The 26327-nt window shown below is 71.2% G+C and carries 21 protein-coding genes; 12 read left to right on the top strand and 9 right to left on the bottom strand.

Annotation, left to right across the window (positions count from 1 at the left end; translation table 11 throughout):
* Nucleotides 1–20: 20 nt before the first annotated feature.
* The 6 genes from ACWCQK_RS05120 to ACWCQK_RS05095 form a co-directional block, all read right to left on the bottom strand.
* A complete protein-coding gene (locus tag ACWCQK_RS05120; RefSeq protein ID WP_385775701.1) occupies nucleotides 21–200 on the bottom strand; it encodes a hypothetical protein in 180 nt (59 codons plus the stop codon).
* Between the two features lie 127 nt (nucleotides 201–327).
* Nucleotides 328–1278, bottom strand: coding sequence for an alpha/beta fold hydrolase (locus tag ACWCQK_RS05115; protein WP_451152047.1), 951 nt, complete (start codon nucleotides 1276–1278; stop codon nucleotides 328–330).
* Entirely contained in the window at nucleotides 1275–1769 is a 495-nt protein-coding gene (locus ACWCQK_RS05110; protein ID WP_451152045.1) for a phage holin family protein, read from the bottom strand. Before ACWCQK_RS05110 ends, ACWCQK_RS05115 begins: the two co-directional genes overlap by 4 nt.
* Before the next feature lie 191 nt (nucleotides 1770–1960).
* A complete protein-coding gene (gene nhaA, locus ACWCQK_RS05105) occupies nucleotides 1961–3388 on the bottom strand; it encodes a Na+/H+ antiporter NhaA (protein WP_451152043.1) in 1428 nt (475 codons plus the stop codon).
* 236 nt (nucleotides 3389–3624) lie between these two features.
* Nucleotides 3625–5583 (bottom strand): acetate--CoA ligase, encoded by a 1959-nt coding sequence (gene acs, locus ACWCQK_RS05100; protein ID WP_451152041.1) that lies wholly within the window; start codon nucleotides 5581–5583, stop codon nucleotides 3625–3627.
* Nucleotides 5584–6016: 433 nt separating this feature from the next.
* Complete coding sequence (locus ACWCQK_RS05095; protein WP_451152039.1) at nucleotides 6017–8848, bottom strand: SulP family inorganic anion transporter; 2832 nt, start codon at nucleotides 8846–8848, stop codon at nucleotides 6017–6019.
* A gap of 337 nt (nucleotides 8849–9185) precedes the next feature.
* On the opposite strand from ACWCQK_RS05095, the gene ACWCQK_RS05090 reads away from it, so the two are divergent.
* Nucleotides 9186–10460: a hypothetical protein gene (locus ACWCQK_RS05090; protein ID WP_451152037.1), complete on the top strand. Its 1275-nt coding sequence runs from the start codon at nucleotides 9186–9188 to the stop codon at nucleotides 10458–10460.
* Nucleotides 10461–10564: 104 nt separating this feature from the next.
* Here ACWCQK_RS05090 and ACWCQK_RS05085 read toward each other — a convergent pair whose 3' ends face one another.
* The gene (locus ACWCQK_RS05085; protein WP_451152035.1) at nucleotides 10565–11545 is read right to left on the bottom strand and encodes an ATP-binding protein; all 981 of its coding nucleotides are present in this window, start codon (nucleotides 11543–11545) and stop codon (nucleotides 10565–10567) included.
* Nucleotides 11546–11646: 101 nt separating this feature from the next.
* On the opposite strand from ACWCQK_RS05085, the gene ACWCQK_RS05080 reads away from it, so the two are divergent.
* Entirely contained in the window at nucleotides 11647–12471 is an 825-nt protein-coding gene (locus ACWCQK_RS05080) for an oxidoreductase (RefSeq protein WP_451152033.1), read from the top strand.
* A 473-nt stretch (nucleotides 12472–12944) separates the two neighbouring features.
* On the opposite strand, the gene ACWCQK_RS05075 is transcribed toward ACWCQK_RS05080, so the two are convergent.
* Nucleotides 12945–13778 carry an HAD family hydrolase gene (locus ACWCQK_RS05075; protein WP_451152031.1) on the bottom strand — a complete coding sequence of 278 codons (834 nt, stop codon included), beginning with the start codon at nucleotides 13776–13778 and terminating at the stop codon, nucleotides 12945–12947.
* 570 nt (nucleotides 13779–14348) lie between these two features.
* On the opposite strand from ACWCQK_RS05075, the gene ssd reads away from it, so the two are divergent.
* The 7 genes from ssd (at nucleotide 14349) to ACWCQK_RS05040 (ending at nucleotide 19972) form a co-directional block, all read left to right on the top strand.
* Nucleotides 14349–15461, top strand: coding sequence for a septum site-determining protein Ssd (gene ssd / locus ACWCQK_RS05070; RefSeq protein ID WP_451152954.1), 1113 nt, complete (start codon nucleotides 14349–14351; stop codon nucleotides 15459–15461).
* Nucleotides 15458–16696: a TadA family conjugal transfer-associated ATPase gene (locus ACWCQK_RS05065; RefSeq protein ID WP_451152029.1), complete on the top strand. Its 1239-nt coding sequence runs from the start codon at nucleotides 15458–15460 to the stop codon at nucleotides 16694–16696. Before ssd ends, ACWCQK_RS05065 begins: the two co-directional genes overlap by 4 nt.
* Before the next feature lie 217 nt (nucleotides 16697–16913).
* Nucleotides 16914–17792, top strand: coding sequence for a type II secretion system F family protein (locus ACWCQK_RS05060; protein ID WP_451152027.1), 879 nt, complete (start codon nucleotides 16914–16916; stop codon nucleotides 17790–17792).
* Nucleotides 17789–18574 (top strand): type II secretion system F family protein, encoded by a 786-nt coding sequence (locus tag ACWCQK_RS05055; RefSeq protein ID WP_451152025.1) that lies wholly within the window; start codon nucleotides 17789–17791, stop codon nucleotides 18572–18574. The genes ACWCQK_RS05060 and ACWCQK_RS05055 overlap by 4 nt, the downstream gene beginning before the upstream one ends.
* Nucleotides 18575–18760: 186 nt before the next feature.
* A complete protein-coding gene (locus ACWCQK_RS05050) occupies nucleotides 18761–18970 on the top strand; it encodes a DUF4244 domain-containing protein (RefSeq protein WP_451152023.1) in 210 nt (69 codons plus the stop codon).
* A 22-nt stretch (nucleotides 18971–18992) separates the two neighbouring features.
* Entirely contained in the window at nucleotides 18993–19421 is a 429-nt protein-coding gene (locus ACWCQK_RS05045; RefSeq protein ID WP_451152021.1) for a TadE family type IV pilus minor pilin, read from the top strand.
* 8 nt (nucleotides 19422–19429) lie between these two features.
* Nucleotides 19430–19972, top strand: coding sequence for an Rv3654c family TadE-like protein (locus tag ACWCQK_RS05040; protein WP_451152952.1), 543 nt, complete (start codon nucleotides 19430–19432; stop codon nucleotides 19970–19972).
* Here ACWCQK_RS05040 and ACWCQK_RS05035 read toward each other — a convergent pair.
* On the bottom strand, nucleotides 19911–22466 hold the full coding sequence (locus ACWCQK_RS05035) for a DEAD/DEAH box helicase (RefSeq protein ID WP_451152019.1): 2556 nt from the start codon (nucleotides 22464–22466) through the stop codon (nucleotides 19911–19913). The two genes, ACWCQK_RS05040 and ACWCQK_RS05035, sit on opposite strands and share 62 nt — an antisense overlap.
* An 80-nt stretch (nucleotides 22467–22546) precedes the next feature.
* Between ACWCQK_RS05035 and bldG the strand changes: the two genes are divergently transcribed.
* From bldG to ACWCQK_RS05020, 3 genes are all read left to right on the top strand, one after another.
* Nucleotides 22547–22888 (top strand): anti-sigma factor antagonist BldG, encoded by a 342-nt coding sequence (gene bldG / locus ACWCQK_RS05030; protein ID WP_009189842.1) that lies wholly within the window; start codon nucleotides 22547–22549, stop codon nucleotides 22886–22888.
* 103 nt (nucleotides 22889–22991) lie between these two features.
* Nucleotides 22992–23426: an ATP-binding protein gene (locus ACWCQK_RS05025; protein ID WP_451152017.1), complete on the top strand. Its 435-nt coding sequence runs from the start codon at nucleotides 22992–22994 to the stop codon at nucleotides 23424–23426.
* Nucleotides 23427–23735: 309 nt separating this feature from the next.
* Nucleotides 23736–26141 (top strand): sodium-translocating pyrophosphatase, encoded by a 2406-nt coding sequence (locus ACWCQK_RS05020; RefSeq protein ID WP_451152016.1) that lies wholly within the window; start codon nucleotides 23736–23738, stop codon nucleotides 26139–26141.
* The last annotated feature ends 186 nt before the right edge of the window (nucleotides 26142–26327 follow it).

Genomic DNA, 26327 nt, shown 5'->3' with positions numbered 1-26327 from the left:
CCGGTGTGGCCCGCGCGGTGTCAGCCGCGCGGATGGCGCAGGCGCACCGAGACCCAGCGGGCCCGACGGCGCAGGATGCGGGGGATCCCCACCCTGGGGTCCGCCCCCGCGAGTTGCGGGGTGCCCCTCTGGTGGGAACTCAGACCACCGGCCGAGCGGCGGTCGCGTGCTGCGTCACTGTAGTCGTGCGTCCAGCCCATACCCCGACGTCTGCCCCTGCCCCAAGGTCGATAACCGCCTCGGAGGCGCCCAATTGGCCTATGCGCCGGGCAATTGGCTGTTCGTAGGACAGGTGTTCAGGTCCGGATACCGGGCGCGGGGGCACGGTCACCGATCGGGTTCGGGATCCTGCAGCCAGTTGACCAGTTCGGTCGAGAACGCGACCGGATCCTCCTCGTGCGGGAAGTGCCCGAGACCGTCGAACAGCCGCCAGCGGTAGGGCGCTTCGACGTACTCGCCGGAGCCCGCCGCGCTGCGCGTGCGCATCACCGGGTCGAGCGAGCCGTGCAGATGCAGGGTCGGCACGCGCACCGGCCGCTTCATCCGGCGGTTGAACTGGATGCCGTCCGGCCGGGCGAGGGAGCGCACCATCCACCGGTACGGCTCGATGGCGCAGTGTGCCGTGGAGGGGATGCAGAGGGCGCGGCGGTACGTCTCCACCGCCTCGTCGTCCGGCAGGCGCGGCCCGGACCAGTCCCGGATCAGCCGGCCGACCAGGGCTCCGTCGTCGGCGGTGAGCTGCCGTTCCGGGATCCAGGGCCGCTGGAACCCCCAGACGTAGGAACTCGCCGCCGTCTGCCTGACGTCGGAGATCATCGCGGAGCGCCAGCGCCGGGGATGCGGCATCGAGGCGACCGCGAGGCGCCGTACGAGCTTCGGGCGCATCACGGCCGCCGTCCACGACAGATAGCCGCCGAGGCCGTGGCCGACCAGCGCGGCGTCCGGCTCGCCGAGCGAGCGGATCACGCCGGTGATGTCCAGGGCGAGATTGGCGGGGTCGTAGCCGCGCGGCGTGCGGTCGCTGCCGCCCACCCCGCGCAGGTCCATCGCCACGGCCCGGAAACCCGCGTCGGCCAGCGCGACCAGCTGGTGCCGCCAGGCCCACCAGAACTGCGGGAAGCCGTGCACGAGCATCACCAGGGGGCCGTCGCCGAGCTCCGCGATGTGGAAGCGGGCGCCGTTGGCGGCGACGTCCCGGTGCGTGACCTCCTGCCCACCGGGCAGGGGCGAACGTACGACCGAGGTGGGCTGCGCCGAGGGAGTGGCGGGGTCCGTCATGAGGTCGAGCGTGCCACAGCCTCGATGGCGGCGGGCGTCCGGTCCTCCAGAGCCGGGGTCGCGGGGCGCGGGTGCGGCTTGGCCTTCTGCAGGACGCCCGCCGTCTCCTTCATCGAGGCGGCGACCTTCTGCGGGCCCTTGCTCCGCTGCGTCTTCTTCGCGAAGACGACGCCGATCAGGGCCAGCGCGGCCGCCACGAGGACGTTCGCGGCGAAGGACAGCAGGAAGCAGATCGCCAGGTTCCAGTTGCTCCAGGTCCGGATGCCGTACGCGAGGGCAAAGTTCAGCATCGGCAGCGAGAACAGCAGGAGCATGGCGGCCACGGAGAACGCGCCACCGCTCGTCAGCCCCTTCTTGACGTCCTGCTTCAGCTGCGCCTTCGCCAGCGCGATCTCGTCGTGCACCAGCGCCGACATGTCGGTCGTCGCCGAGGCGAACAGCTGGCCGATGCTGCGTTCGGCGCCGACCGGGCTGCCGTCGGGTGCGCTCATCGCGGTCTCCCTGTATCTGCGTGTATCTGCGTGTGTCTATGTGTGTCTGTGTACGTCTGCGTGTTTCTGCGTGCGTGCCGGTCCGCCGCCCCTGCGGACGACGTCCGTACGGCGTTCGTCCGACGTCTGTCCGACCGCGTACGGTCCCGCTCTTTTTGTATCGTCCCGCTCTTTTGTACCGTCCCGTCAGATCATGCCGGACCCTTGTCATCCTCGCCTGCCCCGCCCGCCACTTCGGCAAGCCCGTGCCGTGCCGCGGCCGTCTCCTGGGCCATCCGGCGGTGCTCGGCGGCCTTGCGCTCGTGGATCCGGGCCATGCGCAGGTGGTACGCGGGGTCGTCCTCCTCGTAGATGTCCGGGACGCCGTCGAGGTCGTCGTCGCGCTCCTCGTTCTCGCACAGCTTGCGGTACTTGGCGTTGCGCAGCTTCAACAGCACGGTCGCCAGCGTCGCCGCGATCAGCGAGCCGGTGAGTACGGCGGCCTTGACCTCGTCCGTCAGGACGGCGTCGCCGGCGAAGGCGAGCTCGCCGATGAGCAGCGAGACGGTGAAGCCGATACCGGCGAGCGTGGCGACGGCGCACACGTCGGGCCAGGCCAGGTCGTCGCTGAGGGAGGCCCGGGTGAAGCGGGCGGTGAGCCAGGTGCCGCCGAAGATGCCGACCGCCTTGCCGACGACGAGGCCCAGGACGACGCCGAGCGTCTCCGGCTTGGTGAAGACGTCCCCGAGCGCACTTCCGGAGACCGCCACACCCGCGCTGAACAGCGCGAACAGCGGCACGGCCAGTCCCGCCGACACGGGACGCACCAGGTGCTCGACCTGCTCGCCGGGGGAACGCGACTCGTCCTCCCTGGTGGTGCAGCGCAGCATCAGGCCCATCGCCACGCCGGCGATGGTGGCGTGCACGCCGCTGTTGTACATCAGCGCCCAGATCACCACGGCCAGCGGGACGTACACGTACCAGCCGCGTACGCCCTTGCGCAGCAGCAGCCAGAAGACGGCGAGGCCGACGACGGCACCGCCGAGCGCGGCGAAGTCGATCCGCGCGGTGAAGAAGACCGCGATGATCAGGATCGCGAACAGGTCGTCGACGACGGCGAGGGTGAGCAGGAAGGCGCGCAGGGCGCTGGGCAGCGACGTACCGATGACCGCCAGCACCGCCAGCGCGAACGCGATGTCGGTGGCGGTGGGGACCGCCCAGCCGTCCGTGGAGCCGCCGCCGACGAGGTTCGTGAGGGTGTAGACGAGGGCGGGCACCACCATCCCGCAGAGCGCGGCGACCACGGGCAGGGCGGCCGCCCTGGGGTCGCGCAGGTCACCGGCGACGAGCTCGCGCTTGAGCTCGATGCCGGCGACGAAGAAGAAGATCGCGAGGAGCCCGTCGGCGGCCCAGTGCGCCACGGACAGGTGCAGGCCAAAGGTCTCGGGGCCGAAGTGGAAGTGGCTGACGTGGACGTAACTGCCGTGCAGCGCGGGGATGTTCGCCCAGGCCAGGGCGGCGATCGCGGCGACGAGCAGCAGCACGCCGCCGACCGTCTCGGTACGCAGGGCGTTCGCGACGAAGTTCCGCTCGGACAGGGACAGCCGTCCGAGGACCTTGCGGGTGCTGGTCGCGGCCACGGCGCGGTCCTCCGGGTCGGGTACGGCGTGATGACCACCGTCGCGCCAGATCGCCGACGGCGTTGCCGACCAGACTTCCCGGCACACCCTTGTCGCGCCAGTTTACCCGACCATTACACCGGCAAATGCCACTCTACGGACATAGGGGGCACCCGGCTCTACCGGCCTAGGGGGTGCCCAGCTCCACTGGCCTGGGGGGGCGCTCGGCGCGCTGCCGGGCGCCCCCTAGGCCGCCCTCAGTCCTCGCTCGGCGCCGCCGGAAGCTTCGACTGGATCAGGTCCATGACCGAGGAGTCGGTGAGCGTGGTGACATCGCCCAGCTGGCGGTTCTCCGCGACGTCCCGCAGCAGCCGGCGCATGATCTTGCCCGAGCGGGTCTTCGGCAGCTCCGCCACCGGCAGGACCCGCTTCGGCTTGGCGATCGGGCCGAGGGTGGCGCCGACGTGGTTGCGCAGGTCGGCGACCAGGTTCTCGTCCTCGGCGTTCGCCGTGCCGCGCAGGATGACGAAGGCGACGATGGCCTGCCCGGTCGTCTCGTCCGCCGCGCCGACCACGGCCGCCTCGGCGACCGCCGGGTGCGAGACGAGCGCCGACTCGACCTCGGTGGTGGAGATGTTGTGGCCGGACACGAGCATCACGTCGTCGACGCGGCCCAGCAGCCAGATGTCCCCGTCGTCGTCCTTCTTCGCGCCGTCACCGGCGAAGTACTTGCCCTCGAAGCGCGACCAGTACGTGTCGAGGAACCGCTGGTCGTCGCCCCAGATGGTGCGCAGCATCGACGGCCACGGCTCGGTGAGGACGAGGTAGCCACCGCCGCCGTTCGGCACCTCCTTGGCCTCGTCGTCGACGACGGTCGCCGAGATGCCGGGCAGCGGGACCTGCGCGGACCCCGGCTTCGTCTCCGTCACGCCCGGCAGCGGGGAGATCATCATCGCCCCGGTCTCGGTCTGCCACCAGGTGTCGACGATGGGCGTCCGGTCCGCGCCGATGTGCTTGCGGTACCAGATCCAGGCCTCGGGGTTGATGGGCTCGCCGACGGATCCGAGCACGCGCAGGCTGCTGAGGTCGAACTTCGCGGGGATGTCGTCGCCCCACTTCATGAACGTACGGATGGCGGTCGGCGCCGTGTACAGGATCGTCACCCCGTACTTCTGCACGATCTCCCAGAAGCGGCCCTGGTGCGGGGTGTCGGGCGTCCCCTCGTACATGACCTGGGTCGCGCCGTTCGCCAGCGGGCCGTAGACGATGTACGAGTGCCCGGTGACCCAGCCGACGTCGGCGGTGCACCAGTACACGTCCGTCTCCGGCTTCAGGTCGAAGACGGCGTGGTGCGTGTACGCGGCCTGCGTGAGGTAGCCGCCGGAGGTGTGCAGGATGCCCTTCGGCTTACCCGTCGTGCCGGACGTGTAGAGGATGAACAGCGGCTGCTCGGCCTCGAACGCCTCCGGCGTGTGCTCGGTGGACTGCCGGTCGACGGCCTCGTGCCACCACACGTCCCGCTCGTCGTTCCAGGCGACCTCCTGGCCGGTGCGCCGTACGACGAGCACGTGCTCGACGTTGCCCGCCTTGGTGGCGGCCTCGTCGACGGCCGGCTTGAGCGCGGACGGCTTGCCCCGTCGGTAACCGCCGTCGGAGGTGATCACGACCTTGGCGTCGGCGTCCTGGATACGGGTGGCGAGCGCGTCCGCCGAGAAGCCGCCGAAGACGACCGAGTGCGCGGCGCCGATGCGGGCGCAGGCCAGCATCGCGATCGCGGTCTCGGGGATCATCGGCATGTAGACGGCGACCCGGTCGCCCTTGCGGACGCCCAGCTCCAGCAGGGCGTTGGCCGCCTTGGAGACCTCGTCCTTGAGCTCGGCGTAGGTGAGGGCACGGCTGTCGCCCGGCTCGCCCTCGAAGTGGATGGCGACCCGGTCGCCGTTTCCGGCCTCGACATGGCGGTCGACGCAGTTGTACGCGACGTTGAGCTCGCCGTCCTTGAACCACTTGGCGAACGGCGGGTTCGACCAGTCCAGCGTCTCCGTCGGCTCTTTGGCCCAGGCCAGCCGCCGGGCCTGCTCGGCCCAGAAGCCGAGCCGGTCAGCCTTGGCCTGTTCGTACGCCTCCGCGGTGACATTGGCGTGCGCGGCCAGGTCGGCGGGTGGCGCGAACCTGCGTTCTTCCTTGAGCAGGTTGGCCAGGCTCTCGTTGCTCACGACATCTCCCTTTCGAAGGGTGTCCGTTGTGTCCCAGACCACACCTCATCAGACGTGGGGGTCCGATGACAAGGGCCGCCCGAAAATTGGTTTAGACCTGTGTGTGGAGTCGTGGCGGCCGAGGTCATCCGTACCCACGGACACCGGCACGGCGGAGTTCAGCCACCGCAACGCTTTTCGGGCTTTCGGCCGGTCGCAGGGGGTGGACGCTGGAGGCCCGGCGGTCGCCGCGGCCACCGTTCCTCGGGGTGAGAGTGGGAGTGGGAGTGGGGGTGGGAATGGGAGTCGGAATGGGGCTGAGGCGGGGCGTCGGTGGAGGGGGCTCGCACGCGGGCGCGTCCGCGGCGGTGCGTGGGGTGCGTGGCGGTGCGCGGCGGTGCGCGACCCCATGCCGACCGGGGTCGCGCACCGCTTCCGGCTCACCGTGCCGGGGTCAGGCGGACAGGCCCGCCGTCCCCACGTGGTCGAACACCGCGTCGCCGTCGGTCTCCGTGAGCAGATACGCCTGCGCCTCACCCACGTGGAAGTACATCCCGTGCAGCTCCAGCGTCCCCTCCCGCAGAGCCTGGGCGACCGACTGGTTCGCGCGCAGATGCTCCAGCTGCTGGACCACGTTGGTCAGACAGAGCTGCTCGACCGCGTCGGCGGGCCGGCGCCCGGACAGCCGGGCCCCGGGCCGGCTGCCTTCGGCCATGCGCTCCAGGCTCGGCCGACCGTGGCGCAGCCAGCGCTTCAGCGGTGTCCGGGCCTCGCCCGGCTCGGATTCGAACAGCGCCTGCATGGCCCCGCAACCGGAGTGCCCGCAGACCGTGATGGAGCGCACCTTCAGTACGTCGACCGCGTACTCGATCGCGGCCGCGACCGAGTCGTCCCCGCCCTCCTCGTCGGGCATCGGCACGAGGTTGCCCACGTTGCGCACTACGAAGAGGTCGCCCGGACCACTGGAGGTGATCATCGAGGTGACGAGGCGCGAGTCGGCACAGGTGAGGAAGAGCTGGGCCGGGCGCTGACCTTCGCGGGCCAGCCGGGCCAGCTCGCCCCGCACCCGGGGCGCGGTGTTGCGCTGGAACGCGCTGATGCCGCGCATCAGTTGATGCTCGTTCGGGTCGGGCACGGAAGATCTCGCCGGGGGTCCGTCCGTGAGCGTGTCCAGGGTGCTGTCCGGGAGTGCGTGCGGGCGTCGGTTCGAAGGTCCTTCCGGGTGTGGGTCCGGGGCGCCCTCTGCCTGTGCGGCCCGGGGTCCGTCCGGGTGCGGGTTGGGAACATCGTCCGGGTGGGTGCCCGGAACTCTGTCCGTGTGTGTGCCTGGAACTCCGGCCCGGTGGGTGCCCGGTGTTCTGTTCTTGTGTGTGCCCGGAGTTTTGTGCGGGTCCGCGTCCGGCCCCGCGGCGGGGCGTTCACCGGTGAAGCCGGACGGGTGCTCGCCCGACAGCCGGCCCGACATACCGTCTGGATCTTCGCCGGGCGCTCCGGACGTGTGTCCGTGGGGTGACCGGGGAAACCGTGGGCGGTCGCACTGGTGGTTGCGCCAAGGGGTCCAGGGGCCACAGCGGCAGAGAGGCGATCTCTCGGTCCCGTCAGTCCCGTCGGTCGTGCGCGGCCCGTCGATCCCGTCCGGTTCGCCGGTCCCGTCGAACCCCGGGCCGGTGTGGTGGTCCGCCGGATCGGTGGGTTCGGCGATCCGGACCCCGGCGCGGCGGCCGGTCACCTCGGCGGAGCCGCCCTGCGCGGTGTGCGTCTTCTGCCAGTCCTGGAGGGACTCGAAGGCCGCGTGGTCCATGAACGAACCGCTCAACTTCACAACGGCGCGCGTGCCTTGGGGAACGAGATGCAGGGCCCGGCTGAGCCGCGGCACCGCGAGGAACGTCAGCTGTCCTCGTACGTGTACGTGATGGACTCCTTCCTTCTCGTCGTGCGTGATGCGGGTGTGGGTGAGGCGGTGCAGGGCGACGGCGACGGCCACGGCGACGCCCAGGGCCACGCCCTCCAGGACGCCGATGAACACCACGCCGAGTGTGGTGACGACGTACACCAGCACTTCTCGGTGGCGGGTCACGGTGCGGATGTGGTGCAGGGACACCATCTGGATACCGACGGCCATCACCAGGGCGGCGAGCGAGGCGAGCGGGATGAACTCCAGTACCGGGACCATCAGCAGCGCGGCGAACACTACGAGAACGCCGTGCAGCATCGTGGAGTTCCGGCTCACCGCACCGGCTCGCACATTCGCCGAACTGCGGACGGCCACTCCGGCGACGGGCAGGCCGCCGAGCGCGCCGGAGACGACGTTGGCGGCGCCCTGACCGAGCAGTTCCCGGTCCAGGCGGGAGCGGCCGACCCGGGCGCTCAGGCCCGGGGTCCCGGCCACCAGCTTGTCGACGGCGACCGCGCCGAGCAGCGACTGCACGCTGCACACCAGGGTGGTGGTGAGGATGGCCGCGGCCAGACCGAGCGCCGGTCCCTCTGGCAATCCGGCCAGGGCGTGACTGCGCCAGGACGGCAGGTCGACCCTGGGCAGGGTCAGTCCGGTCACGGTCGCGATCGCGGTGGCCCCGGCGACGGCGACGAGCGCCGCGGGGATGCGGTGCAGCAGACGTCCGGGCCGCCCCGGGATCCGCGGCCAGAGCAGCAGCAGGGTGAGGGTCAGCGCGCTCACGGACACGGCGGCGGGATGCAGGCCCGCCAACTGGGCGGGTAGCGCGCGCAGGTTGTCGAGGACGGAGCTCTGTGGATTGCCGCCCAGGACGATGTGCAACTGCGCGACGGCGATGGTGAGGCCGATGCCGGCGAGCATGCCGTGCACGACGGCCGGGCTGACGGCCAGCGCGGTGCGGGCCACGCGAAGACAGCCCAGGCCGAGTTGGGCGAGCCCGGCGAGCACGGTGATGGCGCAGGTCGTACGCCATCCGTAGCGGTGGATGAGGTCGGCGGTGACGACCGTGAGTCCGGCGGCCGGACCGCTGACCTGGAGCGCGCTGCCGCCCAGTCGGCCCGCGACCAGACCGCCCACGGCGGCGGCGACCAGGCCGGCCTGGAGCGGTGCGCCGGTGGCGAGCGCGATTCCCAGGGACAGCGGCAGGGCGATCAGGAAGACCGCCACCGAGGCGGACAGGTCGGCGCTCGCGACGGAGAAGCGGCGCGGCGGGACGGGTGGGGGGCTGTGGGGTGGGTGGTGGTGCTTCGTCGGGGTCGATTCGGCGGTGAATGCCGTCGTCTCCCGGGCGAGGCCGAGGACTTGGGTGCGAGTGGGGACGCTGGCTGACATGTTTCCCGTCTCCTCCGGGGCAGCGCGGTCGCGGAACGGATGGTCCCCGGCGATGGCGGGGATCTGGTCGCGGCCGTGGGGTCACGGCGTACAGCGGCGGGATAAATCAAAGTTCGGTAAATAGACCGTAATGCAAAGTAAAGGACTTGCATGAACTTTCCGGGCATATGGGTCAATAAATCACCCCGGCGAGTGATGTGAGCATTTCATCGGCTTGTCGTATTAATTCTCGTTCGGCCCCGTGCGACCTTGACGGCGCTGTCGGCTCGACCCGGCACATCTCCAGAAAACGCCCTCATCGGAGTTGGACTGAGAGAAGGAAGAAGGTGGGCGGAACATGGCCGCCACCCAGAGGATCGCCGCGGGCACCGTGGTCGCCGCGGCCGTAGCCGCATCGCTGGCCGGTTGTGGCACAGGAACTGGTTCCGGCGCGAACGAAGGAGCGCCCGGCCCACAGCAGGCCCAGGGTGCCCCGGCGCCGGGAAGCGTGCTCCGTCTGATCGGCGACGGCTCCACCTCGTACACCGGGGCGCAGCCGCATCTGCCGCGACCGGAGCGGCTCAAGCCCGGCCAGAAGCCCCCGCAGTTCGTGGTGTTCTCCTGGGACGGGTCGGGCGAGGACAGCCAGAAGCTGTTCTCCCACTTCCGCAAGGTCGCCAAGGAGAACCACGCGACGATGACGTACTTCCTCAGCGGCGTGTACATGCTGCCGGAGGAGAAGCGTGACCTCTACAAGCCGCCGCAGCACTCGCCGGGCCGCTCCGACATCGGCTTCAACGACGAGCGGGGCATCTCCGACACCGTGAAGCAGCTGCGCCTGGCGTGGCTGGAGGGCAACGAGATCGGCACCCACTTCAACGGCCACTTCTGCGGCCCGGACGGTGGGGTCGGCGAGTGGTCCGTCGACGAGTGGAAGGACGAGATCACCCAGGCCAAGCAGTTCGTCAAGAGCTGGAAGACCAACGCCGGCCTGACGAAGACGGCCCCGCTGCCCTTCGACTACGACAAGGAGCTCGTCGGCGCCCGCACCCCCTGCCTGGAGGGACAGAAGAACTTCATGCGGGCCGCCCGCGAGCTGGGCTTCCGCTACGACACCAGCGGCGTCAACGACCAGGTCTGGCCGAAGAAGAAGGAAGACCTGTGGGATCTGTCCATGCAGCTCGTGCCGTTCCCCGGCCACACCTACGAGCAGCTCACCATGGACTACAACTTCATGGTCAACCAGTCCGGCACCTCGACCCAGGGTGACCCGGACCTGTACGCGTACTGGGGCGACCAGATGCGGGACGGCCTGCTCAAGGGCTTCGACCGGGCCTATGACGGCAACCGCGCGCCCCTGGTCATCGGCAACCACTTCGAGTCCTGGAACGGCGGCACCTATATGCGGGCCCTCGACCAGGTGATCGAGACCGTCTGCAACAAGCCTGAGGTGCGCTGCGTCTCCTTCCGGCAGCTCGCCGACTGGCTGGACGCCCAGGACCCGCAGACTCTGGCCAGGCTGCGCACCCTGGAGGTCGGCGAGACCCCGAAGCAGGGCTGGGCGTCCTTCCTGTCGGCGCGGCCGGCACCCGCTCCCAAGGGCGTGCCCGGGGCACCGGCGGTCAAGCAGTAGTCCACGCCTCGGCGTCGTGGTCCTCGCGCTACGGCGACGATGACGCCTTCGCCGTCACCGGTGGGCCGTGACGCCTCTACGCGTGGGCGGCGACACTTTCGCCGTCACGCGTGGGCGGCGACGCCTTCGCCGAGCACGAACCCGGGGTCGATCTGCGCGGCCAGGTCGACCCCGGTGCGCTCGTTGCCCCACGACTGGGCGTTCTTCAGGTGGAAGTGCACCATCTGCCGTGTGTAGCGCTCCCAGTCGCGCAGCTCGTACGTCGCGTCGGCGGCCGCGTGCAGCAGGCGCAGGGCGCGGCGGTTGGCGTCCTCCAGGAGGTCGAACCGGGGCGGCCGGCCCTTCTCCATCGAGCGCACCCAGTCCGAGTGCCCGACCGTCACGAGCAGGTCGTCACCGACCTCGGCGCGCAGGAAGTCGATGTCGTCCTGGTTGTGCACCTTGTTGCCGACGACCTGGAGGACGATTCCGTAGTCGCGGGCGTACTCCTTGTACTGGCGATAGACGGAGACCCCCTTCCGGGTCGGCTCGGCGACGAGGAACGTGATGTCGAAGCGGGTGAACAAGCCGGAGGCGAAGGAGTCGGAGCCCGCTGTCATGTCGACCACGACGTACTCGCCGGGGCCGTCCACCAGGTGGTTCAGGCAGAGTTCCACCGCTCCCGTCTTGGAGTGGTAGCAGGTGACCCCCAGGTCGGCGTCCGTGAAGGGGCCCGTGACCATCAAACGGACGGCACCGCCGTCGAGTTCCACCGGTCGCGCGCAGGCGTCGTAGACCGGATTGGGGTCGCGCACCCGCAGCAGCCGTGAGCCCTCGCCGGGCGGGGTCGTCTTGATCATCGTGTCGGCGGAGGTGATGCGCGGGTTGGAGCCGCGCAGATAGTCCTTGATCAAGGACAGCTGCTCGCCCATCGCGGGGAGCCTCGCGGCTTCCGACTCGGCGAGGCCGAGCGCCGGGCCCAGGTGCTGGTTGATGTCGGCGTCGATGGCGACGACCGGCGCGCCGGCGGCCGTGAGGTGGCGGATGAACAGGGAGGACAAGGTGGTCTTGCCACTCCCGCCCTTCCCGACGAAACCAATTTTCATGTTCACCAAGAGTAGTGGGGCGATAGCTTTATGTGGCATACGGGAGTGAAGAAGACCACTCCTTCGTGGGGCATGTGCTTGGGGTGCGTAGGGTCGTACTCATGAGTACGACAGGCGCGACCGCCGATCCGCTCGCGGCCCTGGGCTCGCTGCCCGGCGTGGCCGAGTCCGTGGAGTCCGTGCGCAGGGCCGTGGACCGGGTCTACGGGCACCGGGTCATGCGGCGCCGCAGCACCGAGATCACCTCCGAGGCGGCGCTGCGCGGCGCCCGGGGTTCCGCGGCGCTGTCCGGCGCGGACTGGGGCCTCGAAGAGGTGCGCCGGCGTACGGACTTCGGTGGCGAGGGCGAGTCGCAGGTCATGGGCGCCGCGCTCAGGCTGACCGCCGAGGCGGGCCAGCTGCTGTCCATCTGGCGGCAGTCGCCCCTCAGGGTGCTGGCCCGGCTGCACCTGGTCGCCGCCGCGAGTCAGGGAGACGAGGTGGGGCGGCCCCGGCAGGCCGGGGAGAAGGCCGACGAACCGCTGATCGAGCTGCCGCTGCCGGACGCGGCGGAGGTCTCGGGCCGACTGGAGGGGCTGTCCGAGCTGATCATCGCGGGCGGTTCGGCGCCCGCTCTGGTGATGGCCGCCGTGGTCCACGGCGAGCTCCTCGCGTTGCGCCCGTTCACCTCCCACAACGGCCTGGTGGCGCGTACCGCCGAGCGCATCGTCCTGGTCGGCAGCGGCCTCGACCCCAAGTCCGTCTGCCCGGCCGAGGTGGGCCACGCGGAGCTCGGGCGGGCGACCTATCTCGCGGCCCTGGACGGCTATGTCTCGGGCACGCCCGAGGGTGTGGCGGCCTGGATCGCCCATTGCGGCCGGGCCGTCGGGCTCGGGGCCCGGGAGTCGACGGCGGTGTGCGAGGCGCTTCAGCGAGGCGCGGCGTGACCGCACGCGCGTACATGCCGTGGACGCGTGCATGAGAAAAGCCCCCGAAGGGGCCGAAAAAGGGGCTGAACAGGGTTGCGGCGGTACGAGTACTCGTACCGCCGCTGGCATGTCCACCGGGTTACCAAGCGTCCTCGATATATGCCCATCAGGCCGGGAACTTCGCCCGTCACCTGGTGCGGCTGGCCCGTAATCGACGGGTCGACGTCGCGTGGGTGCTCAGTGTTCATGCTCGGTCCGTGGGGCCAAATGCGTTAAAAAGGTGATCCTCTCGGATGTCCTTGGTCTCGCGGGCCGTTGAGTCCTTTGTACTGCACCCCCAGGGGAAGCGGAAGTCCTGGCAGCACTTCTTTACTTTTAGTATCAATCATGCGCGAAACGGTCATCGATGTGCCGACGAAGAGCGCGCGGCGGTGAAGGCGCAGGTCGGGCGACCAGGCCCGGTGACCGGGCCGGACGACTGCCGGTCGGCGTCAGACGACCGCCGCTCGGCGCCTGCTCGCGTACCAGACCAGTCCCGCCGTGGCTGCGGCCGCTCCTATCGCCGCGGCCGCGACGAGGACGGGGCGGGGCGGCACGGAGAGCCCGGGAATCCGCTGCTTGAGCCGCACCGGCCGGTGGAAGTCGAGGATCGGCCAGCCGCGCGCGACCGCCTCGCGGCGCAGCGCGCGGTCCGGGTTCACGGCGTGCGGATGGCCGACGGCGGAGAGCATCGGCAGGTCGGTCGCCGAGTCGCTGTAGGCGTAGCAGCGGTCGAGGGCGTACCCCTCCGACTCGGCCAGTTCCCTGATGGCCTCGGCCTTCGTCGGGCCGTAGGCGTAGTACTCGACCTCGCCGGTGAAACAGCCGTCGTCGCCCACCACCATCCGGGTGGCGACAACACGGTCCGCTCCGAGCAGTTCGCCGATCGGTTCCACGACCTCGGCGCCCGACGTCGACACGATCACGACGTCCCGTCCGGCGGTGTGGTGCTCCTCGATGAGGGAGGCGGCCTCGTCGTAGATGATCGGATCGATCAGGTCGTGAAGGGTCTCGGCGACGATTTCCTTCACCTGTTGGACGTTCCAGCCGCGGCACAGCGCGGAGAGGTACTCGCGTGTGCGCTCCATCTGGTCGTGGTCCATCCCGCCCAGCAGGAAGACGAACTGGGCGTACGCGGTGCGCAAGGCGGCCCTGCGGTTGATCAGGCCACCTTGGTAGAAGGACTTGCTGAAGGTGAGCGTGCTCGACTTCGCAATGACCGTCTTGTCCAGGTCAAAGAAGGCTGCTGTGCGAGGCAAGGAGTGGTTATCCACGCCCCCGAGCATAGGCGCAGCCCATTCGGCGTAAGGTTGGCGCGTGGGTTTGCCTGAGAGGGCTCTCGGGTACACCATGGAAGTCACGGATCGTTCGCGACCGTGCTAACCCGGTCCGACTCCTCCCCCCCCGAGTCGGCCGTGGAGACGACCCCCGCTCTCCCCCCCGGCGGGGGTCGTCGCATGTCCGGATGCGTTTTCTCCTCTTCCTGCGCGGCTGCGGTGCCGCATCGAGGCGGCTGCGGCCGCCTCTCTCGCGTGCCCATGATCGGTGACCGTGTGTAGCCGAAGGGCTGCTCTGTGGAAGTCGCACAGGGGGCAGTACAGGGGTCACCGGTATGGGTGACGGCGATATTCACAACGGCTGAGTTGTCCACAGTTTTCGACCAAGATCCACACGATTTCCGGGACAGCTGCACCGTGATTCCAACGCGTCCGGCCGACGGCGAGTTCCTGGCCGGATCCGATTGTCGGACGCATATGGCCGGTTTCTGGCGCCCGCTCATATGGCGGCGGAACCGGGTCTTCACGCGTTTGGGAATCGCGGGGCCGCAGAGGCTGCGCGACATGCAGCGAAGGGGGATGGAAACCGTGGCCGGAACCGTCACACACGACCCGCCGCCGACCACCGGAGGGCGGCAGGGCAAACCGTTGATCGTCACCGAGGACGCGGAACTCCTCGACGACCTGCTGCGCCTGTGCGCGGCGGCCGGTGCCACGCCCGAGGTCCATCACGGGGTACCGAAACCGCGAGGCAGTTGGGAGGCCGCACCGCTCGTCCTGGTCGGCGACGACGCCGCCCGACGGGTGCGCGGGGCCACCCGTCGACGCGGAGTGGTGCTCGTCGGCCGAGACCAGGACGACTCAGGGGTGTGGCAGCGGGCCGTCGAGATCGGCGCCGACCACGTCCTGATGCTGCCCGACGGGGAACAGTGGCTGGTCGACCGCATCGCCGACGTCGCCGAAGGTGTCGGCCGGCCCGCCCTCACCGTCGGAGTGATCGGCGGCCGCGGCGGTGCGGGAGCGTCCACGCTCGCGTGCGCCCTCGCCGTCACCTCCGCGCGTGAGGGATTGCGCACCCTGCTCGTGGACGCCGATCCGCTGGGCGGCGGACTCGACGTCCTCCTCGGTGGTGAGACGGCCGAAGGGCTGCGCTGGCCCGCCTTCGCCGCCTCACGCGGCCGGGTCGGCGGCGGCGCCCTGGAGGAGTCCCTGCCGCGCCTGCACGCCCTGCGGGTGCTGAGCTGGGACCGAGGCGACTGCGTCGCCATCCCGCCCCAGGCGGTACGGGCGGTGCTCGCGGCCGCCCGCAGGCGGGGCGGCACCGTCGTCGTGGACCTGCCGCGCCGCGTCGACGACGGGGTGGCCGAGTCGCTCGCCCAGCTCGACCTTGGGCTCCTCGTGGTCCCCGCCGAGCTGCGCGCCGTCGCCGCCGCGGGCCGGGTGGCCTCCGCCGTCGGCATGGTCCTGCGCGACCTGCGGGTGGCGGTGCGCGGGCCGTACTCGCCCGGGCTCGACGACCGTGAGGTGGCACGGCTGCTTGGACTGCCCCTGGCCGGTGAGGTGCCCGCGGAGTCCGGGCTGCTGCGGCCGAACGGCGGCAAGACGCCGCCCGGAGTGGCCGCGCGCGGACCGCTCGCCCGGTTCTGCAAGGAGTTCTGGGAGCGGGCTCTGGTCGAGGCGGGCACCGCATGAGCACGTTTCCTGGACTTGAACAGACGCCCGGACCGCGGCTTCTCGACGGCGTACGGCAATGGCTGGCCGAGAGCGGCGCCGAACCGACCCCCGCGCGCGTGGCACAGGCCTTGCGCGAGCAGGGGCGGGTGCTCGGGGACGCCGAGGTCCTCGGGGCCGCCGAGCAACTGCGCTCCGAGCTGGTCGGCAGCGGGCCCCTGGAGGCACTGCTCGCCGATCCCACGGTGACCGACGTGCTGGTGTCGGCCCCGGACCGGGTCTGGGTGGACCGGGGCGGCGGGCTGGAGCTGACCGCCGTCTCCTTCCCGGACGCGGCGGCCGTGCGGCGCCTCGCGCAGCGGCTGGCGGCGGTGGCCGGACGCCGGCTCGACGACGCACGGCCCTGGGCCGACGCCCGGCTGCCGGACGGAACCCGGCTGCACGCCGTCCTGCCACCGGTCGCCGTCGGCTGCACCTGCCTCGCCCTGCGGGTGGTGCGCCCGCGTGCGTTCACGCTCGACGAGTTGGTGGCGGCCGGCACGGTGCCGCCGGGCGGGGACCGCGTACTGCGGGCGCTGCTGCGAGCCCGGCTGTCCTTCGTGATCAGCGGCGGAACCGGGAGCGGCAAGACGACTCTGCTGAGCGCGTTGCTCGGCCTCGTCGGACCCGGCGAACGGATCGTCCTAGCGGAGGACTCGGCCGAGCTGCGGCCGGACCATCCGCACGTCGTACGTCTGGAGACGAGACCCGCCAATCAGGAGGGCGCGGGCCTCGTCACCCTCGAGGACCTGGTGCGACAGGCGCTGCGGATGCGCCCGGACCGGCTGGTCGTCGGCGAGGTGCGCGGCCCCGAAGTGGTCCATCTGCTGGCCGCGTTGAACACCGGCCACGAAGGCGGATGCGGGACCGTCCACGCCAACGCCGCCGCTGACGTGCCGGCCCGGCTGGAAGCGCTCGGCACGGCGGCCGGGCTCGACCGCGCCGCCCTGCACAGCCAGGTCGCGGCCGCGCTGTCGGTGGTCCTGCATCTGGTGCGCGACCGGGCGGGGCAACGGCGGATCGCCGAGGTGCACGTACTGGAACGGGACCCGTCGGGCCTGGTCAGGACGGTGCCGGCGCTGCGGTGGAGCCCGGAGGCGTTCGCCCACGAGCGGGGGTGGGAGCGGCTGCGCGGGCTGCTGGAGGGCGTGGGGCAGGAAGGCGGTTCGGGGGAGGAGGACGGCGGCTGGGGCCGCGAGGGGGGCGGTGCCGCGTGATGTGGGGGTGGTTGTGGGGTGCGGGCCGGGCGGATCGTGCGGGTGGGGGTCGTCGGGAGAGCGGGTCCGGGTGGGGTGGTCGGGAGGGCGGAGGGGCCGGGTGGGGCCGTTCGGGCGACGAACGGTTCGGGTCGGTTCGAGGGGGGGCCGGTCCGGGTCGGTCCGGGCGGGAGGGCGTGGCGGATGAGCGCGGAAGCAGGAGGGAGCGGTGAGCGGGATGGGTGAGTTTGCGTCGGGGGAGCTGGCGACGGGAGCGGCCGTGCTGTGTGCCGGAGCGGCTGCCTGGTCGATGGGCGGATGGCGCTTCGGGGCGCGGCGGGCGCAGTTCTTGTTCGCGGGTGGCGGGGCGGTGGGCGCCGGACCGCCGTCCGCGCGACGGCAACTGGCCGGGGAGCTGAGGCGGATCCGCGGGCGGTGGCGGGCCGAGTGGTGGGCGTTGCTCGCCGGCCTGGTGCTGGCGGTGCTGGGCGCTTCGGTGCTGCCGGTCGTCGTGGGGGCGGCGGGGGTACCGGTGGTGCGCCGGGTGCGGCTGGCCGCTCGGGCTGGACGGAGGCGGGAGCGCCGGGGGGACGCGGTCATCGCGCTGTGCGCGACGCTCGCCGCCGAGGTGCGAGCCGGGCGGCAGCCGGGCGAGGCGCTGCTGCGTGCCGCACGGGACTCCGACGGCCTCGCGGACGCGCAGGCGGCGGTGCTGGCGGCGGCACGGTTCGGCGGAGACGTCCCCGGGGTGCTGGCGGCGGCGGCCAGGCAACCGGGGGCCGAAGGACTGCTGGGGCTCGCGGCCTGCTGGCGGGTGGCCGTCGACCGGGGCGCGGGTCTCGCGGCCGGACTCGACCGGCTCGAAGGGGCGCTGCGTGCCGAACGGGACCAACGGGCCGACCTGCGCGCACAGCTCGCCGGGGCCCGCTCCACCGCGGTGATGCTCGCCGGACTGCCCGTCCTGGGTGTCCTCCTCGGCGCCGCGCTGGGTGCCGACCCGTTGCACGTGCTGTTGCACACCGGAGCGGGCCTGGGCTGTCTGCTGATCGGCGGCCTGCTGGAGGGCGCGGGGATGTGGTGGGCGCTGCGGATCGTACGAAGGGCGGAGGAGACGTGAGTACGGAGTCTGTCCACAGGCTGGGGGCGGCCTCGGGAGTCCTGATCGCCCTCGGGGTGCTGGGGTGCTGGGCGGCGGTGCGGAGGGAACGCAGGGTGCGCCGTCGGCTGGCCGAACTGCTGGCCCCGGAGGCGGTGGCGTCGGCGGGCTCCCACCTGGCCCTGAGCGGAGCCGCGCGGCGTTGGCTGCCCCTGATGGGAGCGGTGATCGCCGGGTGGGCGGTGATCGGTGGGGCGGCAGGTGTCCTGGTCGGACTGGTCGCGGCGGCCGCGCTGTGGCGATGGCGTGTCCGGCAGGCGTCCGCCGACTGCGCGGGCGGGGTCGACCCGCAGGAGGCAGCCCGACAACTCCCGCTTGCCGCGGAACTGTTGGGTGCCTGCATCGAGGCCGGGGCCGGCCCGGTGCTCGCCGCTCAGGCAGCGGGCGAGGCGCTCGGCGGACCGGTCGGGAACGCGCTGGCGCGCGGCGCGGCGGAAGTGCGGCTCGGGGGTGAACCGGCTGAGGCCTGGCGGAGGTTGGCCGCGATTCCTGGCGCCGAGTCGCTGGTTCGGCTGCTGGAACGGGCCGATGTCTCCGGGCTTCCGGCGGCCGGCCCCGTGGCGCGGCTCGCCGCGGACGCCCGCGCGGACCGGGCGCGCGACGCTACGGCGCGCGCCAGACGGGCGGCGGTGATGGTCACCGCGCCGGTGGGGCTGTGCTTCCTGCCCGCCTTCATCGCGGTCGGCGTGCTGCCCGTGGTGATCGGGCTGGCCGGCGAGGCGATGGGAGGAGGTGGTCGGTGAGGGGGTGACGGGCGTGGACGGCACGCGATGAGCAGTCCCGGACGGGCGGCACGACGAGCGGCACGACGGGCACTACGACCGGTACGTCGGGCACTACGACTGGCACGACGGCACCACGACCGGTGGAACGACGACCGGTCAGTACGGCGAGAGCGACTGGAAACCAGAACCTTCACGGGGGTTGAGATGAACAAGGCGGTACGGGCGCGGCTGCGCGCCCTGGTGTGCGGGGTGCGTACGGCACGCGCGGACGCGGGGATGGTCACTTCCGAGTACGCGATGGGAATCGTCGCGGCGGTGGCCTTCGCCGTGCTCCTGTACAAGGTGGTGACGAGCGGCGAGGTCGGCGAGGAGCTTCAGGCCATCGTGAAACGAGCGCTCAGTGCGGCGATGTGAGCGGGGCGCGGACCGGGGGTTCGTGACGGCCGAGTCGGCGATGGTGCTGCCCGTGCTGGTGCTGTTCACGATGGCCCTGGTGTGGGGACTGCTCGCGGTGGCCGCCCAGATCCAGTGTGTGGACGCGGCGCGGACCGGGGCCCGGGCGGCGGCTCGCCAGGACCCGGTCGACGCGGTCCTCGCGGTCACCCGCGCGGCGGCACCGGGCGGCGCGACGGTCACGGTCGGCCGGGAGGGCGACCAGGTGCGCGTGGTGGTCGTGGCCAGGCCTCCGGCGCTGCACGGGCTGCCCTTCGAGGTCCGGGAGGAAGCCGTGGCATCGGTCGAGGGAGAGGTGGTCGAGAACGTCGAGGACAGGGGCGTCGTGGACCAGGGCGTCGAGAGCGGGAGTGTCGAAGGCGAGGGTGCCGAGGACAGGAGTGTCGAGGACAGGGTGGGGGTGGGGCCGTGACACGGGAGATCGTGGTCCGGGCGCGGGGCGGTTTCGGACCGCGCGCGGACCGCGGTTCCGCCACCGTCTGGAGTATCGGCGCGATCGCGGTGCTGTGCGTCGTGTTCGGGGTCGTGCTGGCCCTCGGGCAGGCCGTCGTGGCCCGGCACCGCGCGGCCGGGGGCGCGGACCTGGCCGCGCTCGCGGCGGCCGACCACTGGGCGGAGGGCCACGCGGCGGCCTGTGCCCGGGCGGGGCGCGTGGCGCGGGCCCAGGGAGCCCGGCTGGTGCGGTGCGAGCTCGTGGGCGACACCTCGGACGTGTCGGCGGCGTCGGGGCGGGGGCCGTTCGCGGCGGAGGTCAGGGCGCGGGCGGGCCCGCCGGGCCCGCTCCCGCAGATTCTCCGTCCGCCCCTCCCAGGGGGCACTGCTCCGACCGCGGCTTCGTCGGCCGAGGGGCCCGCTGCTCCGCCGGTCGCTCCGCCCGCCGCTCCCCAGGCTGCTCCGTCAGTTACTGCGCCGGTCGCGCCCCGGGCTGGTCCGTCCGGCGCCGCTCCCCAGGCTGGTCCGTGAGCTGCTCCGTCTGCCCCTCCCCAGGCTGCTCCGCCTGCCGCTGCTGGTCCGGAGCCCCCTGCAGCAGGACCGTGAGCAGTCGTACGGCACCCCGTTTGTGCAGGGGATCGTTGCCGTTGCCGCACTTGGGGGACTGGATGCAGGAGGGGCAGCCCGCGTCGCACTCACAGGAGGCGATGGCCTGACGGGTGGCGGTGAGCCAGGCCTGGGCGGTGTGGAAGGCGCGCTCGGCGAAGCCCGCACCGCCGGGGTGGCCGTCGTAGACGAAGACCGTCGGCAGGAGGGTGTCGGGGTGCAGCGGCACGGACACGCCGCCGATGTCCCAGCGGTCGCAGGTCGCGAAGAGGGGCAGCATGCCGATCGAGGCGTGCTCGGCGGCGTGCAGGGCGCCGCCGAGGATCTCCGGGTTGATGCGGGCCTCGTCCAGCTGGTCCTCGGTGACCGTCCACCACACGGCGCGTGTGCGCAGCGTACGCGGAGGGAGGTCGAGTTTCGTCTCGCCCAGCACCTCACCGGTGAGGACACGTCGGCGCAGGAAGGAGACCACTTGGTTGGTGACCTCGACGGAGCCGTAGCAGAGGCGGCCGTCGCCCCAGGGGATCTCGACGTCCGTCTCCAGGACGGAGATCGAGGTCGTGTCGCGGGCGACCGTCGAGTACGGCGGGGCGGCCTCCTCGACCAGGGCGACGGAGTCCTCCAGGTCGAGGGAGCGGACGAGATACGTACGGCCCTGGTGGAGGTGGACCGCGCCCTCGTGGACGGTGGTGTGGGAGGCGCTCTCGTCGACCGTGCCCAGCAGCCGTCCCGTGCCCTCCTCGACGATCTGCACGGGCCGGCCGCCCTCGCCGCGGATGTCGGTCAGGTCGGCGGCCCGCTCCCGGCGCGTCCAGTGCCAGGCCTTCGTCCGGCGGCGCAGCAGTTTCGCGGCTTCCAGCTGCGGCAGCAGTTCCGCGGCGGCCGGTCCGAAGAGCGTCAGGTCCTCCTCGACCAGGGGGAGTTCCGCGGCGGCCGCGCACAGGTGCGGGGCGAGGACGTACGGGTTGTCGGGGTCCAGGACCGTCGATTCCACCGGCTGGTCGAACAGGGCCTCCGGGTGGTGGACGAGGAAGGTGTCCAGCGGGTCGTCACGGGCCACCAGGACGGCCAGGGCTCCCTGGCCGGAGCGTCCGGCCCGGCCCGCCTGCTGCCACAGGGACGCGCGGGTGCCCGGGTAGCCGGCGATCAGCACGGCGTCGAGGCCGGACACGTCCACGCCGAGTTCGAGCGCGGTCGTGGCGGCGAGGCCGAGGAGTTCGCCGGAGTGCAGGGCGCGTTCCAGGGCGCGGCGCTCCTCGGGGAGATAGCCGCCTCGGTAGGCCGCGACACGCCGGGCCAGTGACCGGTCCACCTCGGCGAGGCGCTCCTGCGCGATGACCGCGATGAGTTCGGCGCCGCGCCGGGAGCGTACGAAGGCGACCGTGCGCACGCCCTGCACGGCGAGGTCGGTGAGCAGGTCGGCCGTCTCGGCGGTGGCGGTGCGGCGGACCGGAGCGCCCTTCTCGCCGTGCATCTCGGTGAGCGGCGGCTCCCAGAGGGCGAACACCAGTTCACCGCGCGGGGAGGCGTCGTCGGCGACCTCGACCACCGGGAGGCCGGTCAGGCGGCGGGCGGCCACCGAGGGCTCGGCGGCGGTGGCGGAGGCCAGCAGGAAGACCGGGGAGGACCCGTAGCGGGCGCAGAGGCGGCGCAGGCGGCGCAGTACCTGGGCGACGTGGGAGCCGAAGACACCCCGGTAGGTGTGGCACTCGTCGATGACGACGTACTTGAGCGATTTCAGGAAGGAGGACCAGCGGGGGTGGGACGGAAGTATCCCGCGGTGGAGCATGTCCGGGTTGGTGAGGACGTAGTTCGCGTACTGGCGGATCCACTCTCGTTCCTCGAACGGAGTGTCGCCGTCGTAGACGGCCGGGCGCACCGCGCTGCCCAGCGGTTGTGAAAGTTCCTTCACCGAGCGGCACTGATCGGCCGCCAGGGCCTTTGTGGGGGCCAGGTAGAGCGCGGTGGCCCCCCGGCCGTTCGGGGCCTCGGAGCCGTCCAGGAGGGCGGACAGGACCGGGACGAGGTACGCCAGGGACTTGCCGGAGGCCGTGCCGGTGGCGACGACGACCGAATCGCCGTCCAGGGCGTGTTCGGCGGCCCGTGCCTGGTGGGCCCAGGGGTGCTCGATGCCCGCGCTCTGGACGGCGGCGATGACCTCGGGGCGAATCCGGTGAGGCCAGACGGCATGGCGACCCGCACGCGGGGGCAAGTGCTCCGTATGAGTGATGCGCGAAGCCCGGCTCGGCCCCGAGGCGAGCCGGTCGAGGACCGTGCTCGGCGCGGGGCGGGATTCGGGGCCCGCCGGGGACGGATCGGGTCGGAGATTCTTGGCCATCGGCACCGAGTGTGTCACCGGCGTGACGGACAATGGAGCCAAGGCGTCGTGCACGCCTGCCGGTAAGTGATTGAATGCCATCGCGGCTGGCGAACCGTCCTGGGGGCTCCGCCGAGGTGTTCCAACGGGCGACCGCTCGATAGCAAGGTGCTGGAGGATCCGTGGACCTGTCCCTGTCGACCCGTACCGTCGGCGATCGTACGGTCGTCGAGGTCGGTGGCGAAATCGACGTATATACCGCGCCCAAGTTGCGCGAACAGCTGGTCGAGCTGGTGAACGACGGGAATTTCCACCTCGTCGTCGACATGGAGGGCGTGGACTTCCTCGACTCCACCGGGCTCGGTGTGCTGGTCGGCGGCCTGAAGCGGGTGCGTGCCCATGAGGGCTCGCTGCGCCTGGTCTGCAACCAGGAGCGCATTCTGAAGATCTTCCGCATCACCGGTCTCACCAAGGTGTTCCCGATCCACACCTCGGTCGACGAAGCGGTGGCGGCCACCGACTGATCGTCGCGCCGGGCCCTGGGCCCGGACGGCAGAGTCGAACACCAGGGGGACCGGGCTTCCGCCCGGCCCCCCGACCGCACGCCCGTAGTTCCGAGGGGGATGCATGGCCACCGTTGAGCTCCGCTTCAGCGCGCTGCCCGAGCACGTCAGGACCGCCCGACTGGTGGCGGCAGCGGTGGCGCGCAGGGCCGGAGTGGACGAGGCCGTTCTCGACGAGGTCAGGCTCGCTGTGGGCGAGGCCTGTTCCCGCGCCGTCGGACTGCACCAGAGCGCCGGCATCACGGCGCCCGTGCAGGTGCTGCTGACCGAGGAGGAGAAGCAGTTCTCCATCGAGGTCGGGGACGAGGCGCGGCACTCGCCCCGGGCCGGCACGGCCAGCGCCATGGCCGAGGATCCGGACCTCGAAGCCGAGGAGGACGAGATGGGTCTCGCGGTCATCAGCGGGCTCGTCGACGACGTGGAGGTCGTCGCGGGGGAGGACGGCGGGCGCATCCGTATGACCTGGCCGACCACCCCGCCCGCCTCCGTACCGGTCTGACCCACCCTCCCCGTACGACCCCGTCCGTCACTCAAGGGCCCTGCTGAGCAGGGCCCTTTGTGCGTGCGTCACCCGGATGCAGGAATTCGTGAAGAAATTCACGATCAATCGCGCGATAATTCGATCAAGCGTCGACGGCGCGTCAATGCTTTTAGGGCGTTACTTCTTTCGGGTTGGTCGGCGTGACCTCGATCATTTGCTGGAGAGCAAGTGACGGCTAATTCCGCTTACCGCGCACTGTTTTGATCAGGTTCCGGTACCTAGAATCCGTCCACATCTTGAGCTCAGCCCAAGCGTCAAGGAGGACGAATGGCGGGGCTTTCTACCCCTCAGCAGTTCGATCACCCCACAACCTTCGCAGCCGCAGTCCTGACCGACGACAACCGCATCCTCGTGATGGTCATCGGCGTCGTGGCGCTGGCCGCGCTCGTGGTCGCGGGCGTCCTGGTGCGCCAGGTGCTCGCCGCGGGCGAGGGCACCGACAGCATGAAGAAGATCGCGGCGGCGGTCCAGGAAGGCGCCAACGCCTACCTGGCCCGGCAACTGCGCACGCTCGGCGTATTCGCCGTGGTCGTGTTCTTCCTGCTCCTGCTGCTGCCCGCGGACGACTGGAATCAGCGGGCCGGCCGGTCGATCTTCTTTCTGATCGGCGCGGGCTTCTCGGCGGCCACCGGCTATATCGGCATGTGGCTCGCCGTGCGCAGCAATGTCCGTGTCGCCGCGGCGGCCCGGGAAGCGACCCCGGCGGAGGGTGAGCCGGAAAAGGATCTCACCGCCGTCTCTCACAAAGCCATGAAGATCGCTTTCCGCACGGGCGGCGTCGTCGGCATGTTCACGGTGGGGCTCGGTCTGCTCGGCGCCTCCTGCGTGGTGCTGGTGTACGCGGCCGACGCGCCGAAGGTGCTCGAGGGATTCGGCCTCGGGGCCGCCCTGATCGCCATGTTCATGCGAGTCGGCGGTGGCATCTTCACGAAGGCCGCCGATGTCGGCGCCGACCTCGTCGGCAAGGTGGAGAAGGGCATTCCGGAGGACGATCCGCGCAACGCCGCGACCATCGCCGACAACGTGGGCGACAACGTCGGGGACTGCGCGGGCATGGCGGCCGACCTCTTCGAGTCGTACGCCGTGACCCTGGTCGCCGCGCTGATCCTCGGCAAGGCGGCCTTCGGTGACTCCGGCCTCGCCTTCCCGCTGCTGGTGCCCGCGATCGGCGTCGTCACCGCCATGATCGGCATCTTCGCCGTGGCTCCGCGACGCACCGACCGCAGTGGCATGTCCGCGATCAACCGGGGTTTCTTCGTCTCCGCGGTGATCTCGCTCCTGCTGGTCGCGCTGGCGGTCTTCGTCTATCTGCCCTCGTCGTACGCCGGTCTCGACGGCGTCACCGACGCGGCGATCAAGGGCAACGACGGCGATCCGCGCATCCTCGCCCTGGTCGCGGTGGCGATCGGCATCGTGCTCGCCGCCGTCATCCAGCAGTTGACCGGCTACTTCACCGAGACCACCCGCCGTCCCGTCCGGGACATCGGCAAGAGCTCGCTCACCGGCCCGGCCACCGTCGTCCTCGCCGGTATCTCCGTCGGCCTGGAGTCGGCCGTCTACACCGCCCTGCTGATCGGCCTCGGGGTGTATGGGGCGTTCCTGCTCGGCGGTACGTCGATCATGCTGGCGCTGTTCGCGGTGGCGCTGGCCGGCACCGGGCTGCTCACCACGGTCGGCGTGATCGTCGCCATGGACACCTTCGGACCGGTCTCCGACAACGCCCAGGGCATCGCCGAGATGTCCGGTGACGTCCAGGGCGCGGGCGCGCAGGTGCTCACCAACCTGGACGCGGTCGGCAACACCACCAAGGCCATCACCAAGGGCATCGCCATCGCCACCGCGGTCCTGGCGGCCTCGGCGCTCTTCGGGTCGTACCGTGACGCGATCACCACCGGAGCCCAGGAGGTGGGTGAGAAACTCACCGGGTCTGGCGCGCCGATGAGCCTGATGATGGACATCTCGCAGCCCAACAACCTGGTCGGCCTCATCGCGGGCGCGGCGGTCGTCTTCCTCTTCTCGGGGCTGGCGATCAACGCGGTGTCGCGGTCGGCCGGGGCCGTGGTCTACGAGGTGCGGCGGCAGTTCCGCGAGAAGCCCGGGATCATGGACTACACCGAGACCCCGGAGTACGGCAAGGTCGTCGACATCTGCACCAAGGACGCCCTGCGCGAACTCGCCACGCCCGGACTGCTGGCCGTGATGGCGCCGATCTTCATCGGCTTCACGCTCGGCATCGGTCCGCTCGGGGCGTTCCTCGCGGGCGCGATCGGGGCGGGCACGCTGATGGCGGTGTTCCTCGCCAACTCCGGTGGCGCCTGGGACAACGCCAAGAAGCTGGTGGAGGACGGCCACCACGGCGGCAAGGGCAGCGAGGCCCACGCGGCCACGGTGATCGGCGACACGGTCGGCGACCCCTTCAAGGACACCGCCGGGCCCGCGATCAACCCGCTGCTCAAGGTGATGAACCTGGTGGCACTGCTGATCGCGCCGGCCGTCATCAATTTCTCCTATGGCGACGACAAGAGCGTCGGAGTGAGGATCACGATCGCGGTCCTCTCGCTTCTCGTCATCGTGGTCTCCGTGTACATCTCCAAGCGGCGCGGGATCGCCGTGGGTGACGAAGACAACGCCGAACGGTCCTCCAAGTCGGCCGATCCTGCGGTGGTTTCGTAGGCGGTCCTGACGAGGCCCCAGCTCACAGGGCGGGTGATGGCGCGTACCGACGCGTCGTCGCCCGCCCTGTGGGTGTTCGGGCGTCCTGCTCGTGAGCCTTATCTCACTTGGTGCAAATGGCTGCAATAGCTGAACTGAGGGACATTCGTCGTGTGTCTGTCGCCCGCGCGACGTGTATGTTCCGGG

It is taken from the genome of Streptomyces sp. NPDC002306, assembly GCF_053593435.1.
The sequence above is the reverse complement of the archived record's forward strand: the minus strand, read 5'-3'. Positions and strand labels throughout refer to the sequence as shown.

What these genes read in the sequence shown, in the direction of transcription:
- ACWCQK_RS05120 (WP_385775701.1), bottom strand. Translation starts at nt 200, where the DNA reads ATGGGCTGGACGCACGACTACAGTGACGCAGCACGCGACCGCCGCTCG.
- ACWCQK_RS05115 (WP_451152047.1), bottom strand. Translation starts at nt 1,278, where the DNA reads ATGACGGACCCCGCCACTCCCTCGGCGCAGCCCACCTCGGTCGTACGT.
- ACWCQK_RS05110 (WP_451152045.1), bottom strand. Translation starts at nt 1,769, where the DNA reads ATGAGCGCACCCGACGGCAGCCCGGTCGGCGCCGAACGCAGCATCGGC.
- ACWCQK_RS05095 (WP_451152039.1), bottom strand. Translation starts at nt 8,848, where the DNA reads ATGTCAGCCAGCGTCCCCACTCGCACCCAAGTCCTCGGCCTCGCCCGG.
- ACWCQK_RS05090 (WP_451152037.1), top strand. Translation starts at nt 9,186, where the DNA reads ATGGCCGCCACCCAGAGGATCGCCGCGGGCACCGTGGTCGCCGCGGCC.
- ACWCQK_RS05085 (WP_451152035.1), bottom strand. Translation starts at nt 11,545, where the DNA reads ATGAAAATTGGTTTCGTCGGGAAGGGCGGGAGTGGCAAGACCACCTTG.
- ACWCQK_RS05080 (WP_451152033.1), top strand. Translation starts at nt 11,647, where the DNA reads ATGAGTACGACAGGCGCGACCGCCGATCCGCTCGCGGCCCTGGGCTCG.
- ACWCQK_RS05075 (WP_451152031.1), bottom strand. Translation starts at nt 13,778, where the DNA reads ATGCTCGGGGGCGTGGATAACCACTCCTTGCCTCGCACAGCAGCCTTC.
- ssd (WP_451152954.1), top strand. Translation starts at nt 14,349, where the DNA reads ATGGAAACCGTGGCCGGAACCGTCACACACGACCCGCCGCCGACCACC.
- ACWCQK_RS05065 (WP_451152029.1), top strand. Translation starts at nt 15,458, where the DNA reads ATGAGCACGTTTCCTGGACTTGAACAGACGCCCGGACCGCGGCTTCTC.
- ACWCQK_RS05060 (WP_451152027.1), top strand. Translation starts at nt 16,914, where the DNA reads ATGGGTGAGTTTGCGTCGGGGGAGCTGGCGACGGGAGCGGCCGTGCTG.
- ACWCQK_RS05050 (WP_451152023.1), top strand. Translation starts at nt 18,761, where the DNA reads ATGAACAAGGCGGTACGGGCGCGGCTGCGCGCCCTGGTGTGCGGGGTG.
- ACWCQK_RS05035 (WP_451152019.1), bottom strand. Translation starts at nt 22,466, where the DNA reads ATGGCATTCAATCACTTACCGGCAGGCGTGCACGACGCCTTGGCTCCA.
- ACWCQK_RS05025 (WP_451152017.1), top strand. Translation starts at nt 22,992, where the DNA reads ATGGCCACCGTTGAGCTCCGCTTCAGCGCGCTGCCCGAGCACGTCAGG.
- ACWCQK_RS05020 (WP_451152016.1), top strand. Translation starts at nt 23,736, where the DNA reads ATGGCGGGGCTTTCTACCCCTCAGCAGTTCGATCACCCCACAACCTTC.